Genomic DNA, 16,925 nt, shown 5'->3' with positions numbered 1-16,925 from the left:
AAACCGCGGCCCCGATCACCTCGTGCCCGACCTCCCCGATCCCACAGCGGCCCGCGCGTTCGCCTTCGAGGAACCGGACCACCAGGCGGGCGTCCGCCGGGACGTGCTCCCGCGACAGTGGCGCAGCACGCCGGGGCGCGCCATGTGGGATTTCCCCGGCGGCCGGACCGGCGGCGACCGGTACCCGGTGATCGGTCTCGGCGCGGGACAGGCCGCCGGCCCGCGCCCCGTCCCTGAGTCGAGCGCCTCGCACGCTGCCACGCAAGGCTCGTACGGCTCGCCGTGTCGCCGTGTCGCCGTGTCGCCGTGTCGCCGTGTCGCCGTGTCGCCGTGTCGCCGTGTCGCCGTGTCGCCGTGTCGCCGGGGCAGGTTCGGCGGTCGGCGGTCGGCAACGGAGAGGCCCCCGTCGGTCCGGGCGCGGTCGGCGTCCGGGCCGGCGGGGGCCGGTGGGGTGGGTCAGTCGGTGGCCAGTGTGAAGACGTGCAGGTCACCGTTGTCGGGCAGCGTGACGCTCGCGACGCGCTTGCCTGCCGGGGCCTCGTACGGCTTCGTGGCGAAGACGTACGTGGCGACGGGGTCCTTGTCGGCGCCGGCGACGTTGCGGTACGCGGTCTTGGCGAGCACCACGTTGTCGTACTGGACGGTGCCGCCACCGCCGCCGACCGTCCAGTCCGTGAAGGACAGGTCGGTCGTGGCGGTGGTGCCGTCCGTGAACGTGACCGTGGCCTGGGTGCGCTGGTTGCCGTTGACCGCGCTGCCCACGAAGGACAGCGTGGCGGCCGGGTCGGCCAGGTCGATCCGCTGGCCGGCCGCCGCCGCGTTGTCCGGGCGGCCCGAGGGGGACCGGGGCCAGGTGAAGGTCAGCCCGCCGACCGTCCCCTGCGCGCCGGGGGTCAGCCCGGCCGCCTTCAGCGCCTGGAGCGAGTAGCTCCAGCCGCCGCCGTCGTAGTCCGCCTCGTCGTGCTCGCCCTCGTCGTCGGAGACGCCGGTGTTGTTGTAGGCCGCCAGCAGTGAGCCGGGGGCCGCGACGGTCAGGGAGATCGGCTGGGCGTAGGAGGTGTCACCGGAGGTGACGCTCACCTTGACGTCCGAGAAGCCCTGCTCCGCGTCCTTCGCCGCGGTGAGGGTGATCTTCTGGGCGCCGTCCTTCACGGTGCCCGAGGCGGGGCTCGCGGTCACGCCCGCCGGGGTGTCGACCTGGAAGTGGACCTCCGGGCCGGTGCCGCCGTTCAGCGCCAGCGCGCGGATGTCGAGCGTGGTGCTCTCGCCCGGGGCGAGCGTCGCCGTGGTGGGTCCCACGCCGATCTGGTAGGGCTGCTCCCCGTCCCGGAAGGACGGCGGGGCGTCGGCGGCGCGGGTGCCCCAGGTCTTGTCGGGCGTCGAGGAGAGCGTGTAGTCCAGCCGGCCGCCGTCGCGGACGAAGGACGCCGGGAGCCAGGTGTGCTGCGTGCGCTTCCCGTTCACCTCGAGCGAGTGGATGTAGGGCGCGTCGGCGGCGGCGCCCTCGGCGCGGATCTCGATGTCCTTGCCGTGCGGCCGGTCGATCACCACGCGGGGGAACAGCGGGGAGGCGAGGACGAGTTCCGCACGGGAGGGCACCTGCGGGTACATGCCGAGCGCCGAGAAGACGTACCAGGACGACATGGCGCCCAGGTCGTCGTTGCCGGGAATGCCGCCCGGCTTCGTGGACCACAGCTTCGTCATCGCCGCGCGCACGGTGTCCTGGGTCTTGTGGGGCGCGCCCGCGTAGTCGTACAGGTAGGGCACGTTGATGGACGGTTCGTTGTCCATCTCGGACTTGTCGCCGCCACTGCCGGTGAACGCCCAGCCGCCGTCGGCCTCGTGGAAGAAGGAGTCGAGGCGGGCGAGCGCCTTGTCCTTGCCGCCCATCGCGGCGAACAGTCCGGCCGGGTTGTGCTGGACCATCCAGGTGTACTGGGCGGCCGTGCCCTCCACGAAGCCGTTGCCGGTGCCGGGGGTGAACCCGGTGACCCAGCTTCCGTCGGCCTTGCGGTTGGCGATGTAGCCGCCGGTGGGGTGGGCGGCGAGGTTGAAGTTGTTCTGCCACCACTGCGAGCGGTTCGCGAAGGTCTTCGCGGTCTTCGTGTCGTGGACCGCCGCGGCGAGCTGGGAGAGGGAGAAGTCGGCGGTCGACATCTCCAGCGTCTCGGCCGCCCCGCCCCACGCGTTGGAGACGGACGGCATGTAGTGCGACTTCAGGTACTTGTCGAGCGAGGGCCGCTGGCCCGCGGAGAGCACGGGCTTGCCCGCGGGCGAGAGGTCCTTCGCGGTCGGTACGGTCGCCGCCTTGAGAAGTGACTTCAGTGCGCCCCGCAGGTCGAAGTCGGTGCCGCCGAAGGCGCGGATGCCGGCCAGCGCGGTAGGCGAGGGGTCGCCGTTCATGACGTGGGTGCCGGCGGCGCCGTGCAGCCAGCGGTCCCAGATCCCCCCGTTCTGCCGGGCGAGTTCGTACAGGGACTGCGCCACGTCGGAGCCGGCGCGCGGGTCCAGCAGGGTGAGGAGCTGCACCTGGTCGCGGTAGACGTCCCAGCCGGAGAAGGTGCCGTACTGGGCCTGGTGGCCGCTCGTCACCCGGTGCACCTTGTCGTCGCTGCCGCGGTATCTGCGGTCGGCGTCGCTGATGACGTTCGGGTGGAACATGGTGTGGTAGAGCGCGGTGTAGAAGGTGGTGCGCTCGTCCTCGGTGCCGCCGCCGACCCGGATGCCGGCCAGCCGCTCGCGCCAGGCGCGGTGGGCGGCCTCGCGGACCGAGTCGAAGGAGCGGTGCGCCGGGTTCTCGGCGCGCAGGTTGGCCTCGGCGCCCTTCGGGCTGACGTAGGAGATGCCGACCTTGACGTTCACCGGCTTCTCGCCCGGCGCGAACCGGACGTAACCGCCGGCGCCCTTGCCCGCGACGGGGCGGCCGCCGTTGTCCTTGAAGTCGCCGGTGCCGCCGGAGGCGCTGGTGGAGCCCGGGGTGAGGGTGCCGTCCCGCCAGGTGCCGGTGGCGGTGAAGGCGCGGTCGAAGTGGGCGGTGAAGTACAGGGTGTAGTAGGCGCGGCGGCCCTCGGGGTCGAGGTAGCCGCAGAAGTTGCCGGAGGTGACGGAGCCGGAGACCGTGCGGGTCTTCGGGTCGATGCTCACTGTGGAGTCGGTGGAGCCGACCTCGGAGTTGGCGCTGCGGATCAGCAGCGAGGCCGGTTTGTCCGCGGGGTAGGTGAAGCGGGCCGAGCCGGTGCGCGCGGTGGCGGTGAGGTCGGCGGTGACGCCGGACTTCAGGCCGACCTTGTAGTGGCCGGGCTCGGCGGTCTCGTCGTCGTGGCTGAAGTCGGAGGCGTAGACGGCGTCCTTGGTGTCGCTCGCCGGGGAGGAGGTGACCTCGCCCGCGTAGGGGAAGAACGGGATGTCCCCGCTGCCGCCGGCGCAGCCGGTGCCGGACATGTGGGTCAGGCTGAAGCCGCGGATGCGGGTGGCGTCGTAGTGGTAGCCGCCGGGCGCGGTGGTGGCGGTCGCGTTGCCCCGGGTGGTCTCCGGGCTGAAGGAGAACATGCCGAAGGGCGTGACGGCGCCGGGGTAGGTGTCGCCGCCGTTGCTGGTGCCGATGAGCGGGTCGACGTACGTGGTCGGGTCCCGGACCAGGTCCGGTGTCGGGGGTGCGGCGGCGCTCGCGGCGAGCGCCGGGGTGGCGCCGCCGGTCGCCAGGACGGCGGCCAGCAGCAGGGATGCCGGGCGGAAACGCATGACGCGGCCCCTCCTTCGTCGGACGGGTCGCGCACCACAGGTCGCACAAGCCGGGGGGACAGTAACCCGGGCGGGCCGGAGGGGGGAAGGGTGCGTGCGGGAGGGGCGGGGTGGTGGTCCGGTGGCGCACAGCGGCAGGTGGGGGCCCGATGGCTCGTCCCGGCCCCGGGATTCGGCGGAACGGAGGGTGCGTGAGGGTGCGTCGACCCGGCGGTCCCGTTTGTTTCTTGGGGCGCAACTGGGTTGACATCGTTGTCCGTTCGAGGAGTAGAGTCGGTGGCGAAGTGTTAGACAACGTTGTCGCGTTGCCAGCGGTTCGCATCAAGCCACTGTTGTAGCCACCGGGCGGCCCCCTCCCCCCTTGGGGCCGGACGGTGCGGGTCCGGTGGGAGAGGAGACTCCCCCACCGGACCCGTCTCGCGCGCCCAGGGGCGCGCGGGGTGTCCGGCTCGGCCCACCCGGCGGGCGCCGGGCGTTCGGCTCAGCCGACCTGGCAGGGCAGGGACGTCGTGTCGTCCCCGCCGGCACCCGTCGTGACATAGCCGAAGGTGGCGCTCTCCCCGGGATCCAGGGAGCCGTTCCAGTCCGCGTTGTGGACCATCACGTCCTGGCCCGAGTACGTGGCGTTGCCGCTCCAGAGGCTGTCGACCTTCTGCCCGGAGGGCAGGGTCCAGTCGACCATCCAGCCCAGCATCGGCACGTCGCCGGAGTTGGTGACGGTCACCTCGGACTGGTAGCCGCCGCTCCAGCTGCCGGTCGTCTGACGGGTGGCGGTGCAGGCGCCGAGCACCGGGTCGCTCGGGTCATTGCCCGGGTCGGTCGAACCGCCGTCGTCGCCACCGCTCTGGTGGACGCCGGTCACCTCGCCGTTGCCGCCGTCGAAGACGACGTCGGAGCAGGAGTAGAAGGTCTCCGCGCTGTCCGAACGCTGCCAGACCATGTAGATGAGGTGGCGTCCGGACTTGCCGGAGGGCAGCTGCCCGCTCCAGGAGTAGTTGGCCTCGACCGTGCCCGGGCTGCCGTGCAGCGGCGGGTGGTCCACCGACAGGAACGGTTCGTCCTCCAGGTCGTCCCAGGTGAGCGGCTGGGTCGGGTCGTAGCCGTCCTTGCTGACGTAGACGTAGAACCAGCCCGGGTGCGCGGCCCAGGCGTTGTAGGAGAAGTCGACGGTCGCGCCGGAGGTCAGGTGGGTGACCGGCCAGTCGTCGCGGGCCGCGTCGAAGCCGCTGAAGTTGGCGTTGCCGCCGCTGCACAGCTCCCCGTCGGGGACGAAGCCGCGGGTGCGGCCGGCGCCGTCCGAGCGGAGCACGGAGAACCAGTTGTAGAACGGCGTGGTGCCGCCGGTCTGTGCGGCCGCCTTGCAGGCGGGGTTGACGGGCTTGATCTCACCGGTGTCGGTGAGCGCGTCCTGCCAGCACAGGAAGGTGCGGCTGCCGGGCTTCATCGGGGTCCCGTGCGCCTCGGCCGTCCCGCCGGCCGTGACGACCAGGGCGAGCGCGGGGACGGTGGCGAGGAGGGCTGCGAGGACGAGGAAGAGGGCGCGGGTCCGGGCGGACAGGGGTGGGCGACGCGGGGGGCGTAAGGACGTTCCGGTGCCTGCTTTTGCCATGATCATGACAGTGAGGTCCATTCCTTCCGCTGCGGCCGTACGGGACGTACGGGTGGGGGTGGCACTGCGGACGTACGCGTGGGGCACGCGAGGCGGGAGCGGACAGTGTTCGAGCGGGTTCCGGTCCGACGATCACATGGGAGCGCTCCCACCTCGCTTGTCGGGGAAGGTAGCGCCGGAAGCGGGCGCTTGTAAAGGTGGTGTTTCCGGACGGCTACGGCCGTACGGGATCCCGGCATATGCCGCACTCGCGCACGGGCGGCCCTCGACGGGGTGGGATCCGGACACGCGCCGAAGGAGCGCGAGTCGATCGTGAAGCCGTGAGCGTCAGGCCCGGTTCGCACGGGCGCCCGGCCCATCAGAGGGGTCGGCGAGGTGCCGCGAGCACGTCCCCGAGTACCTTCTCCAGCGTGACGCGGGCCAGTTCGCGCCTCAGGGTCTCCTCGACGTCCTGGTGGATGCCCCGCGTTGCCGGCTGGATGCCGTGGCCCACCACGCACCCCTCTTCAGCGAGAGGACCAGCACCGTCCGGATCGGGAGACCTTCCGCCCCGGGCACGAAGAGGGCCGCGACCCCGTCGTCGGGATCGCGGCCCTCGGCCGTACCGGGGAGCCCTTACTTGCGGATCAGGCTGCGCAGCACGTACTGCAGGATGCCGCCGTTGCGGTAGTAGTCGGCCTCACCGGGGGTGTCGATGCGGACGACCGCGTCGAACTCGACGCCCGAGTCGGTGGTGACCTTCACCGTGCGCGGGGTGGTGCCCTCGTTGAGCTCGGTGACGCCGGAGACGGAGAAGGTCTCCTCGCCGGTCAGGCCGAGGGACTCGGCGGTCTGGCCCTCGGGGAACTGCAGCGGCAGCACGCCCATGCCGATGAGGTTCGAGCGGTGGATGCGCTCGTAGGACTCGGCGATGACGGCCTTGACACCGAGGAGCGCGGTGCCCTTGGCGGCCCAGTCACGGGACGAGCCGGAACCGTACTCCTTGCCGGCCAGGACGACCAGCGGCACGCCGGCCGCCTGGTAGTTCTGCGAGGCGTCGTAGATGAAGGCGACGGGGGCCCCTCCTTCTTCGGCGGACCGGGTGAAGTCGCGGGTGTAGCCGCCCTCGGTGCCCGGCGCGATCTGGTTGCGCAGGCGGATGTTGGCGAAGGTGCCGCGGATCATGACCTCGTGGTTGCCGCGGCGCGAGCCGTAGCTGTTGAAGTCACGGCGCTGGATGCCGTGCTCCGTGAGGTACTTGCCGGCCGGGGTGTCGGCCTTGATGGCACCGGCCGGGGAGATGTGGTCGGTGGTGACCGAGTCGCCCAGCTTGGCGAGGACGCGGGCGCCGGAGATGTCCTCGACCGGGGCCGGCTCCATGCCCATGCCCTCGAAGTACGGGGGCTTGCGCACGTAGGTGGACTCGGCGTCCCACTCGAAGGTGTCGCCGGTGGGGATGGGCAGCGACTGCCACTGGGCGTCGCCGGCGAAGACGTCGGCGTAGGACTTGCTGAACATGTCCTCGCCGATGGCGTTCGCCACGACGTCGTTGACCTCGGTCTCCGAGGGCCAGATGTCCTTCAGGTAGACCGGGTTGCCGTCCTGGTCGGTGCCCAGGGCGTCCTTGGTGACGTCCACCTTCATCGAGCCGGCGAGGGCGTACGCGACGACCAGCGGCGGGGAGGCCAGGTAGTTCATCTTGACGTCGGGGTTGATGCGGCCCTCGAAGTTCCGGTTGCCGGAGAGGACCGAGGTCACCGCGAGGTCGTGGTCGTTGACCGCCTTGGAGACCTCCTCCGGCAGCGGGCCGGAGTTGCCGATGCAGGTGGTGCAGCCGTAGCCGACCAGGTTGAAGCCGACCTTGTCGAGGTAGGGGGTCAGACCCGCCTTGTCGAAGTAGTCGGTGACGACCTTGGAGCCCGGGGCGAGGGTGGTCTTGACCCACGGCTTGCGGGTCAGGCCCTTCTCCACCGCCTTCTTGGCCACCAGCGCGGCGGCGACCATGACGTACGGGTTGGAGGTGTTGGTGCAGGAGGTGATGGCCGCGACCGTCACCGCGCCGTGGTCGAGCTGGTAGCTGGTGCCGTCGGGGGCGGTCACCCGGACCGGGTTCGACGGGCCGGGGCCGGGCACCACGGCGGAGTGCTGCGGGGCGCCGGAGCCGTTGTCGTCGTGACCGTAGGCCGGGGCGTCGCTGGCCGGGAAGGACTCGTCGCTCGCCTCGTCGACCGGGGAGTCCACGCCGTGCGGCTGCTCCTGCTGCGGCACGCCGGGCTTGCGGTCGTCGCCGCCGGTGACGCCGGCCTCGACGTAGTTCAGGACGTCGGCGCCGAACTGCTCGGCGGCGTTCGCCAGGACGATGCGGTCCTGCGGGCGCTTCGGGCCCGCGATGGAGGGCACGACCGTGGAGAGGTCCAGCTCGAGCTTCTCGGAGAAGTCCGGCTCGGCCTGCGGGTCCAGCCAGAGGCCCTGCTCCTTGGCGTAGGCCTCGACCAGGGCGAGCTGCTGCTCGCTGCGGCCGGTGAGCTTGAGGTAGTTCAGCGTCTCGGCGTCGATCGGGAAGATCGCGGCGGTGGAGCCGAACTCCGGCGACATGTTGCCGATGGTGGCGCGGTTGGCCAGCGAGGTGGCGGACACGCCCTCGCCGTAGAACTCGACGAACTTGCCGACGACACCGTGCTTGCGCAGCATCTCGGTGATGGTGAGCACCAGGTCGGTGGCGGTGGTGCCGGTGGGCAGCTCGCCGGTCAGCTTGAAGCCGACGACGCGCGGGATCAGCATGGACACCGGCTGGCCGAGCATCGCGGCCTCGGCCTCGATGCCGCCGACGCCCCAGCCGAGGACGCCGAGACCGTTGACCATGGTGGTGTGCGAGTCGGTGCCGACCAGGGTGTCGGGGTAGGCCTGGCCGTCGCGGACCATGACGGTGCGGGCCAGGTGCTCGATGTTCACCTGGTGGACGATGCCGGTGCCCGGCGGGACGACCTTGAACTCGTCGAACGCGGTCTGGCCCCAGCGCAGGAACTGGTAGCGCTCGCGGTTGCGGCCGTACTCCAGCTCGACGTTCTGGGCGAAGGCCTCGTGGGTGCCGAACTTGTCGGCGATGACGGAGTGGTCGATGACCAGCTCGGCCGGGGCCAGCGGGTTGATCTTCGCCGGGTCGCCGCCCAGCTCCTTGACGGCCTCGCGCATGGTGGCGAGGTCGACGACGCAGGGCACGCCGGTGAAGTCCTGCATGATCACGCGGGCCGGCGTGAACTGGATCTCCTGCGAGGGCTGTGCCTGCGAGTCCCAGCCGCCGAGGGCACGGATGTGGTCGGCGGTGATGTTCGCGCCGTCCTCGGTGCGAAGCAGGTTCTCCAGCAGGACCTTGAGGCTGTAGGGGAGTCGGGCCGAGCCCTCCACCTTGTCCAGGCGGAAGATCTCGTACGACTCGTCGCCCACCTGCAGCGTGCTGCGGGCGTCGAAGCTGTTCGCCGACACGACGGTCTCCTTCATTTCTGTGCGCGTTCCACCGCATCCTGCCGCCACGACGTCCTCGCGATCCGCTAAGGTACGACTTACTTAGGTAAGCCTTACCGCCGGATCGGCCCCGGCGTGCGGCTGCGGTGCGCCTCGGCAGATATCTCGATGTCGAGATAACTCTAGTACATGAGGGCGTCCGGGTCATGTGCGGGCGGCCCTCCCGGCCACCCGGCACACTGGTGCCGGCCGCCCGCGACGAAATGCGCGCGGGGGTACGGACCGGAGGAGAGCGCCGCATGAGGATCCACCTGACCAGCGTCTACGTCGACGACCAGGCCGCGGCCGAGCGCTTTTACACGGAGGTGCTCGGCTTCGTGAAGAAGCACGACGTCCCCGTGGGCGAGCAGGACCGGTGGCTGACCGTCGTCTCCCCCGACGACCCCGACGGCGCCGAACTGCTCCTGGAGCCCGCCCGCCATCCGGCCGCCCTCGCCTACCGCGAGGCGCTCGTGCGGGACGGGATTCCGCTCGCCCAGTTCGCCGTGGACGACGTGCGGGCCGAGCACGCGCGGCTGAGCGGGCTCGGCGTCCGCTTCACCCAGGAGCCCGTGGACGCGGGACCCGTCACGGTGGCGGTCCTCGACGACACCTGCGGCAACCTGATCCAGCTCGCGACGCTCCCGGGCTGACCGGGCGGGGCCGCCACCGGCCGCCGGCCACCCCATCGCGCGTGCGCGGAAGGGGTGTTGGGCGCCCGGCCTCGCGTGTGCGCCCGGATGCGGGGTATCCGGAGGGGACCGGGAGGAGCGATAGCCAGCCAAGGAGGCCCAGATGCCGCTCACGTTCCGCAAGAGCTTCAGGATCCTGCCGGGGGTCCGCCTCAACATCAACAAGAAGTCCTGGTCCGTCACCACCGGTGGCAAGAAGGGTCCGCGCCACACGCACAGCAGCACCGGCCGCCGTACGACGTCCATGGACCTGCCGGGCCCCTTCGGCTGGCGACGCACGCACACCGCCCGCGGCCGGAACGACTGAGGGCCGCAACGGCCGGGCGACCGACCGTGTGACTGACCGCCTGTGTGACGGACCGGCCGGGCGAAGGGGCGCGCGAGGGCGCGGTGGGGGCGCGCCCCGGCCCGGGCGGCGGTGCGCTCCGCCGCCCGGCGGGGCACCGTTCGGGCGAGGCGACGCGGGCGTCGTTAGGCCGGGCGGCAAGGGTGGCATCGATGCACCGGTACGGCCTTTGTGAGGGGTGTCGGCGGCGCGTCACCCGTTCCACCCACCCCGCGCGCAACTCATCTCATATCTGAGATAGTCTCACCTCATGTCAGACGACTACCTCGTACGCATCGGCAAGCTCATCCGTGACGCACGACAGCACCGCGGCTGGACACAGTCACAGCTCGCCGAGGCTCTCGGTACCAGTCAGAGCGCCGTGAACCGCATCGAACGCGGCAACCAGAACATCAGCCTTGAGATGATCGCGCGCATCGGCGAGGCCCTGGACAGTGAGATCGTCTCCCTGGGCTACGCGGGTCCGATGCACCTGCGGGTGGTCGGCGGACGCCGGCTCTCCGGTTCCATCGACGTCAAGACGAGCAAGAACGCGTGTGTCGCGCTGCTGTGCGCCTCCCTGCTCAACAAGGGGCGCACGGTGCTGCGCCGGGTCGCCCGCATCGAGGAGGTCTACCGCCTCCTGGAGGTGCTGAACTCCATCGGCGTCCGCACCCGCTGGATCAACGACGGCGTGGACCTGGAGATCGTGCCCCCGGCCGTGCTGGAGATGGCCGCCATCGACGCGGACGCCGCCCGCCGCACCCGGTCCATCATCATGTTCCTCGGCCCGCTGCTGCACCGCATGGAGCACTTCAAGCTCCCGTACGCCGGCGGCTGCGACCTCGGCACCCGCACCGTCGAACCGCACATGATCGCGCTGCGCCGGTTCGGTCTGGACATCACCGCCACCGAGGGGCTCTACCACGCCCAGGTGGACCGCTCCGCGACGCCCGGCCGGCCGATCGTGCTGACCGAGCGCGGGGACACCGTGACGGAGAACGCGCTGCTGGCCGCCGCCCGCCACGAGGGCGTCACCGTCATCCGCAACGCCTCCTCCAACTACATGGTCCAGGACCTGTGCTTCTTCCTGGAGGCACTGGGCGTGCAGGTGGAGGGCATCGGCACCACCACGCTCACCGTGCACGGCGTGCCGAACATCGACGTCGACGTGGACTACTCCCCCTCCGAGGACCCGGTGGAGGCGATGAGTCTGCTCGCCGCCGCCGTGGTGACGGAGTCGGAGCTGACGGTGCGCCGGGTCCCCATCGAGTTCCTCGAGATCGAGCTCGCGGTGCTGGAGGAGATGGGCCTGGACCACGACCGCTCTGCGGAGTACGTCGCCGACAACGGCCGTACGCGGCTGGTGGACCTGACCGTGCGCCCCTCCAAGCTGGAGGCGCCGATCGACAAGATCCACCCGATGCCGTTCCCCGGCCTCAACATCGACAACGTGCCGTTCTTCGCGGCCATCGCGGCCACCGCGCAGGGCAAGACCCTGATCCACGACTGGGTCTACGACAACCGCGCCATCTACCTGGCCGACCTCAACCGCCTCGGCGGCCGCCTCCAGCTCCTCGACCCGCACCGGGTCCTGGTGGAGGGTCCCACCCGCTGGCGCGCCGCCGAGATGATGTGCCCGCCGGCCCTGCGCCCGGCGGTGGTCGTCCTGCTGGCGATGATGGCGGCCGAGGGCACGTCGGTGCTGCGCAACGTGTACGTCATCAACCGCGGCTACGAGGAACTGGCCGAGCGCCTCAACTCGGTGGGCGCGCAGATCGAGACGTTCCGGGACATCTGACGTGCGGGTGCCGCCGCACCCCCTCCGACCTGCCGCTCGGCGGGGCGGGGAGGAGTGCGGCGCACGCCACCCCTCACGGCCGGACGGGCCCGGCACCAGGCTCACGCCGGTGAGGTGTGCCGCTCGTGCCGCTCAGTCGTCCTGCCGGCTCTCGGGCATCAGCGCCCGCAGGCTTTCCGGCATGTCCTCGCCGAACGCCTCCTCGAGGTGTTCGTTCATCACGTCGTCTGCCTGGCTCATGCGGGTGAACATGGCCTGTTCGTAGGCTTCGAGGCCCGCTTCGAGGTCGTCGGGGTGAGCGGCGAGGGCGCCGGCGAGTTCGGCGCCGTCGCACATGGCCCAGTTGGCTCCCTCGCCGTTGGGGACCTGCAGATGTGCGGCGTCGCCGATCAGGGTCACCCCTGGCGTCCGCTGCCAGCGGTGCCCGTCGGGCAGGGCGAAGTGCGGACGCAGGACGGGCGGGGTGTCGCTGTCGGTGATCAGTGCGGTGATCTCCGGGGCCCAGCCCTCGAACTCGGCGGCGACGCGGGCGGTGGCCGCGGCGGAGTCGGTGAAGTCGATCCGGTCGAACCAGTCCAGCGGCCTGGTGAGGGATATGTAGGCGTGCAGGGTGTCACCGCGTTCGCGGTGCGCGGTGATGCCCCGGTCGGGTGCGGGGACGAACATCATGCCGCCGCCCACCGCCTTCGCGGCGCCCGGGTGCCGCGTGTCGGCCTCGTGCAGGTAGGTCTCGACGAACGAGGTGCCGGCGTACTCCGGTGTCGCCGCCGACAGCAGCGGGCGGATCCTCGACCAGGCGCCGTCGGCACCGACGAGCAGCTCGGTGACGAGGGTGCGGCCGTCGGCGAAGGCGACCTCGTGGCGGCCCTCGCCGAGGCCGCGGGCTCCGGTGACCTTGGCGCCCCAGTTCACCGTGCCGGCGGGGAGCGCGTCGAGCAGCATCCGCCGCAGATCCGCACGCTGGGCTTCGGGCCTGCCGCCCTGGCCGTCGTCGGCCTTCTCGAACAGCAGGGTTCCGTCCTCGCTGAGCGCCCGCATCGCCTGGCGGCCTTCCAGCACGATGGCGCGGAATGCCTCCCGCAGGCCCGCGGCTTCGATGGCGAGCTGGCCGTTGTAGTCGTGGATGTCGAGCATGCCGCCCTGCGCCCGCGCATCGGGTGAGGCTTCGGCTTCGTAGACCTCGACCGGTATGCCGTGCACGTGCAGGACGCGGGCCAGGGTGAGGCCGCCGAGCCCGGCGCCGACGATCGTGACAGTTTTCATGACGACTCCCAGTGGACTGGATCGATGCGGCCGCGCCACTCCATTTGGTTCAGCGTGCCAAAATGGGACGCTACACCAAGTTGGTGCGTAAAACCAAGTTGGCACGGTGCACTAAATGTGTCATCATGGAGGCATGACAACGCCAACCCGCCGCCCAGGGCGGCGTAATCAGGTGCTTTCCAGAGATCAGATCGTCGCCGCCGCCATCGAGTTGCTCGACGCGGGCGGCGAGGGTGCGTTGACCGTTCGGGCCCTCAGTGAGCGCCTGTCGACGGGGGCGGGGGCGATCGCGTACCACGTGGGCAAACGGGACGATCTGCTGGACGCGGCGACCGAGACGGTCGTGACGGCGGCGCTGGCCGCGGCGCCCGTCCCCGCGGCGTCCACACCGGCCGAGGAGATCCGCGAGGCCGCCCTGGCCCTGTTCGATGCGATCACCGCTCACCCGTGGCTGGCCACGCGGTTGACCCTGCAGATCGTCCGCAACCCCGTCGGGCCGGTCACGGTCGGCATCTTCGAGCGCCTCGGCCGGCAGGTGCAGGCACTCGGCGTGCCAGAGGAGCGCTGGTTCGACGCGGCCTCCACGCTCAGGGACTACATCCTCGGCGCCGTCAGCCAGAACGTCCGCATCGAAGGGGACACCTCCGGCACCGACGGCGATGCCGACCGCGAGGAGCACGCGGCTTCAGCCAGCCTGCAGGAACTCACGCCCGAGGCCTATCCGTTCATGCACGCCATCGTCGGCCGTATGAGGGATCACGACGACCGCGAGCAGTTCCTCACGGGCATCGCCGTCATCCTCGACGGGCTCACCCGTCTCCGCTGACACCCTGCCAGGGCAGGCCCGGCCAACGTCTCGAGCGGTACGGGCCGAACCGGGGCAGCCCGTTCGGACGAGGCCGACGGTGAGGCGCGGTGCGCTTCGTCCGGCCCGAGCGGGGTCCGGTGCGTGCGGCCGCACGGCGGAGGAGGAGGCCGACGCGGTGGTGGCCCCCACGCCCGTTCAGGGCAGAGGGGAAGCGCGTGCCGGACCACGCGCGGCAGGCGCGAATTGTCAGACGGCCCCTAGCGCCCACCCTCGCCGTAGTGGGCCCAGCCCCGGTCGAGGAACCGGAAGCCGGCCTCCACGTACGCCTCCGGGTCCGGTTCGCGGACCGCGATGAGCTGGATCTGCAGCGCGAAACGCACGTAGAAGCGGATCTCCTCACTGGGCTCGGCGAGACCGAACTCCTCGGTGAGCGTGGCGATCAGCGCGTCCTCGTGACGCAGCCACATCTTCTCCGCGTAGTCGATCAACGCCGGCGTGCCGTCCATCAGCGCGAGGATCCGGCTCTGCGGCTCCGTTCTCAGCTCGGCGATCTCCGCCAGGTAGTGCGCCTTGAGCGCGTCGGAGACCGAAACGCCCGAAGGGCGGTCCCGGACGGCGGCCACCAGCCGGTCGTGCCGTTCCTTCTCGTCCGCGAAGACGAGCGCTTCCTTCTGCGGGAAGTGCGTGAAGACCGTCTTGGGTGTCACGTCGGCCCGGTCCGCGATCTCGCGCACCGTCACCGCGTCGAAGCCTCGCTCCAGGAACAGCGCCGTCGCCGCTTCCAGGATCGTCGCCCGCGTCGCCGCCTTCTTGCGCTCACGCCGCCCCAGGGGCTCCTCATCCACCATCCCCTCATCTTACCCTCGATCTCTTTGTACCTTGAGAGTAAAAGTAATGTCGGTATACTAAGAGTGCGGGTAGAGCTAAATGGGCTGCCCTCATCCCACGACACAGACAGGCAGTGCACGCATGAAAGCAGCAAAGTGGGCCGTCGCCGCAGTCATCTGCGCCGCGGTCGCCCTCGGCCTCTACACGAACGTGGCGGCGGCCGCGGCCGCGATCGGCGCCGTACTCGTGATGGGAATCCTCTACCTGTACTTCATCCACTTCGGCCGCCCGAGCCAGGTGACCGGCCTCGACGAGGTCACGGACACCACATGGCACACCGTCGACCTGGGGAGGACGACCGTGAGTGCCGACGGCTCCGCGTACGCGATGTTCGTCCGGCGCGGTACGTCCAGCAATCTCGTGATCCAGTTCTCCGGTGGCGGAGCCTGCTGGGACGGGGAGACCGCCGCCCGTCCGATCAGACCCCTCGGCCTCGTGCGCGGCTACACGCGGGATCTGCGGATGTTCTACTTCGACTCGCTGACCCGACTGTTCCCCGCCGGGCTCGCCGGGATGGCCGACCGCCGCGCCACCGCCAACGCCTTCCGTGACTGGAACATCGTCTTCGTCCCCTACAGCACCGGGGACCTGCATGTCGGTGACACCGTCAACACCTATTCCCACAACGGCACGACCACCAAGGTCCACCACAACGGGCGCAACAACGTGACGGCCGTACTCGACTGGGTCTACGCCAACTTCCCGGCAGCCGACAAGGTCCTCGTCTCCGGCGAAAGCGCCGGCGCATGGTCCTCCGCCTTCTACGCCCCGCAGATCGCCGACCACTACCCGGACTCGAAGCTCTACTGCCTCTCGGACGGCGTCGGAATCGTGAGCGAGCGCTGGCGCGACATCATGGACACGACCTGGAAAGCCGACAGCGCGAAGACCCTGGGCTTCGACATCGGCACCGACCTCTACGAGGACGCGCTTCTTCACCGCTGCGACGCCACCCCGCGCGCCATCAAGTACCTGCACGCCAACACGCTCTACGACGACACCCTCACGCGCTTCGGCGCCGCACTGAACCGCACGTCGACCGAGACCGACGCGTTCATCGACGACTGGGCGGCCAACACCAAGGCATCGATCGCACGCCTCGACAAGTCCGGCCTCCACTACAACTTCTTCCTCACCGCCTGGGGCCACAACGCGAGGAAGCACGCCACCCAACACACCCTGACGAACAGCAACTTCTACAACAAGTGCACGGCCGACGGCGTCCCCTTCTCCACCTGGCTCAAGCGCAATGTCATCGACGACGAGGACCTCTCACTCGGACAGGGACTGCTCGCCTGAGGGACCGTCCTTCGCGGCACCGGTGTCCGGCCCGGGTGTGAGAGCCGCCCCGGCGCGGATCAGGAGCGAGCGCATCCACCGGTGCGCGGGGTCGCCGGTCAGACGCGGATGCCACAGCATCGGGTAGTCGAAGGAGGGGAACCGCTCCGGCGCCTCGGCCACACGCACCCCGGGTTCCCGCAGGAGGCCGACGAGCCGCCTGGGTACTGTCGCGATCAGACGGGTCCCGCGCACGGCGGCGGCAGCCGCGGCGAAATAGGGAACGGTCAGCCCGGCGGGCGGGCGAATGCCGAGCCGCTCCAAGTGCGCCTCCACCAGCATGCGCCCGCTCTCCAGGGCCGCCACTCCGGCATGCGGATACGCCCCCAGGTCGGCCGGCGTCAGCCGGTCCCGGGTCAGCGGGTGGTCTTCGGCCAGCACGCACACGTGATCCTCGGTGAACAGCACGTGCCTGGACATCTGGGGAGGCACCGACGTCGGGACGAACGCCATGTCCACGCGGCCTCGTTCGAGATCGTCGAATGTGGTGGGACCGACCGGCTCCACGACCAGTGAAATGCCCTGGGCCTGCTCGAAGAACGCAGAGAAAACAGCGTTTCCGAGTACGGCCAGGAAATAGTCGGACGCCGCTATGCGGATCTGTCCGTTCGCCGTCGAGGGATCGAAATCGTCCTCGGTCACCAGGCTCCGCAGTCTGGGCAGTAGGTCCGAGAGTTCGGCCTGGATGTGACGGGCGCGTGGCGTGAGGACGTAACCGGTGGCGGTGCGTACGAGCAACTCGTCACCGAATGCCTCCCGCAGCCTGCTCAGGGTGCGGCTCATCGCCGATTGGCTGAGGTGGAAACGGGCCGCCGCACGTGAGACATGGCGTTCGTCCAGCAGCACGTCAAGTGCCTTGAGCAAGTTCAGATCAACGCTCTCGATATGCATGTGGCGCATATTAACAGTGCTTGACATGCATTTGACGGCATGCCCAGTCGCGATGGAGGGTCGATGTGAAGCCCACTGCGGGCATTCTT

At 70.3% G+C, this 16,925-nt stretch carries 11 protein-coding genes and 1 pseudogene; 5 read left to right on the top strand and 7 right to left on the bottom strand.

What is annotated here, in order from left to right; genetic code table 11:
- Positions 1-456 precede the first annotated feature (456 nt).
- From OHB09_RS25765 to OHB09_RS25750, 4 genes and pseudogenes are all read right to left on the bottom strand, one after another.
- Positions 457-3,741 (bottom strand): GH92 family glycosyl hydrolase, encoded by a 3,285-nt coding sequence (locus OHB09_RS25765; protein ID WP_167794766.1) that lies wholly within the window; start codon positions 3,739-3,741, stop codon positions 457-459.
- Positions 3,742-4,222: 481 nt separating this feature from the next.
- Positions 4,223-5,350, bottom strand: a complete 1,128-nt coding sequence (locus OHB09_RS25760; RefSeq protein WP_050811310.1) for a lytic polysaccharide monooxygenase — start codon at positions 5,348-5,350, stop codon at positions 4,223-4,225.
- 358 nt (positions 5,351-5,708) lie between these two features.
- Positions 5,709-5,918 (bottom strand): annotated as a pseudogene (locus OHB09_RS25755) (hypothetical protein); the annotation flags it as partial.
- A 47-nt stretch (positions 5,919-5,965) separates the two neighbouring features.
- Entirely contained in the window at positions 5,966-8,812 is a 2,847-nt protein-coding gene (locus tag OHB09_RS25750) for an aconitate hydratase (RefSeq protein ID WP_328728232.1), read from the bottom strand.
- A gap of 278 nt (positions 8,813-9,090) precedes the next feature.
- Between OHB09_RS25750 and OHB09_RS25745 the strand changes: the two genes are divergently transcribed.
- From OHB09_RS25745 to OHB09_RS25735, 3 genes are all read left to right on the top strand, one after another.
- A complete protein-coding gene (locus OHB09_RS25745) occupies positions 9,091-9,483 on the top strand; it encodes a VOC family protein (RefSeq protein WP_093594301.1) in 393 nt (130 codons plus the stop codon).
- 142 nt (positions 9,484-9,625) lie between these two features.
- Complete coding sequence (locus OHB09_RS25740) at positions 9,626-9,829, top strand: DUF4236 domain-containing protein (protein WP_006142768.1); 204 nt, start codon at positions 9,626-9,628, stop codon at positions 9,827-9,829.
- A 289-nt stretch (positions 9,830-10,118) separates the two neighbouring features.
- Positions 10,119-11,648 (top strand): helix-turn-helix domain-containing protein, encoded by a 1,530-nt coding sequence (locus tag OHB09_RS25735; protein WP_006142767.1) that lies wholly within the window; start codon positions 10,119-10,121, stop codon positions 11,646-11,648.
- A gap of 132 nt (positions 11,649-11,780) precedes the next feature.
- Here OHB09_RS25735 and OHB09_RS25730 read toward each other — a convergent pair whose 3' ends face one another.
- Positions 11,781-12,911: an FAD-dependent oxidoreductase gene (locus OHB09_RS25730; protein WP_191889695.1), complete on the bottom strand. Its 1,131-nt coding sequence runs from the start codon at positions 12,909-12,911 to the stop codon at positions 11,781-11,783.
- Between the two features lie 133 nt (positions 12,912-13,044).
- On the opposite strand from OHB09_RS25730, the gene OHB09_RS25725 reads away from it, so the two are divergent.
- On the top strand, positions 13,045-13,737 hold the full coding sequence (locus OHB09_RS25725; RefSeq protein ID WP_328922604.1) for a TetR/AcrR family transcriptional regulator: 693 nt from the start codon (positions 13,045-13,047) through the stop codon (positions 13,735-13,737).
- 239 nt (positions 13,738-13,976) lie between these two features.
- Here the strand turns inward: OHB09_RS25725 and OHB09_RS25720 are convergent, their stop codons facing one another.
- Entirely contained in the window at positions 13,977-14,567 is a 591-nt protein-coding gene (locus OHB09_RS25720; RefSeq protein WP_167796067.1) for a TetR/AcrR family transcriptional regulator, read from the bottom strand.
- 121 nt (positions 14,568-14,688) lie between these two features.
- On the opposite strand from OHB09_RS25720, the gene OHB09_RS25715 reads away from it, so the two are divergent.
- The gene (locus OHB09_RS25715) at positions 14,689-15,906 is read left to right on the top strand and encodes a pectin acetylesterase-family hydrolase (protein ID WP_328922603.1); all 1,218 of its coding nucleotides are present in this window, start codon (positions 14,689-14,691) and stop codon (positions 15,904-15,906) included.
- Here OHB09_RS25715 and OHB09_RS25710 read toward each other — a convergent pair.
- Positions 15,880-16,836 (bottom strand): LysR family transcriptional regulator, encoded by a 957-nt coding sequence (locus tag OHB09_RS25710; RefSeq protein WP_191889698.1) that lies wholly within the window; start codon positions 16,834-16,836, stop codon positions 15,880-15,882. The two genes, OHB09_RS25715 and OHB09_RS25710, sit on opposite strands and share 27 nt — an antisense overlap.
- Positions 16,837-16,925 lie beyond the last annotated feature (89 nt).

Origin of the sequence: Streptomyces griseoaurantiacus (assembly GCF_036189845.1) — a bacterium.
GTDB classification, from domain to species: Bacteria; Actinomycetota; Actinomycetes; order Streptomycetales; family Streptomycetaceae; genus Streptomyces; species Streptomyces griseoaurantiacus.
Note: the sequence above shows the minus strand (reverse complement) of the source record. Positions and strands in the feature narration are given on the sequence as shown.

Excerpts from the sequence above, each read along its gene's own strand:
- OHB09_RS25740 (WP_006142768.1), top strand. The coding sequence starts at position 9,626 with ATGCCGCTCACGTTCCGCAAGAGCTTCAGGATCCTGCCGGGGGTCCGC.
- OHB09_RS25710 (WP_191889698.1), bottom strand. The coding sequence starts at position 16,836 with ATGCATATCGAGAGCGTTGATCTGAACTTGCTCAAGGCACTTGACGTG.
- OHB09_RS25745 (WP_093594301.1), top strand. The coding sequence starts at position 9,091 with ATGAGGATCCACCTGACCAGCGTCTACGTCGACGACCAGGCCGCGGCC.
- OHB09_RS25725 (WP_328922604.1), top strand. The coding sequence starts at position 13,045 with ATGACAACGCCAACCCGCCGCCCAGGGCGGCGTAATCAGGTGCTTTCC.
- OHB09_RS25715 (WP_328922603.1), top strand. The coding sequence starts at position 14,689 with ATGAAAGCAGCAAAGTGGGCCGTCGCCGCAGTCATCTGCGCCGCGGTC.
- OHB09_RS25735 (WP_006142767.1), top strand. The coding sequence starts at position 10,119 with ATGTCAGACGACTACCTCGTACGCATCGGCAAGCTCATCCGTGACGCA.
- OHB09_RS25720 (WP_167796067.1), bottom strand. The coding sequence starts at position 14,567 with ATGGTGGATGAGGAGCCCCTGGGGCGGCGTGAGCGCAAGAAGGCGGCG.
- OHB09_RS25730 (WP_191889695.1), bottom strand. The coding sequence starts at position 12,911 with ATGAAAACTGTCACGATCGTCGGCGCCGGGCTCGGCGGCCTCACCCTG.
- OHB09_RS25760 (WP_050811310.1), bottom strand. The coding sequence starts at position 5,350 with ATGGCAAAAGCAGGCACCGGAACGTCCTTACGCCCCCCGCGTCGCCCA.
- OHB09_RS25765 (WP_167794766.1), bottom strand. The coding sequence starts at position 3,741 with ATGCGTTTCCGCCCGGCATCCCTGCTGCTGGCCGCCGTCCTGGCGACC.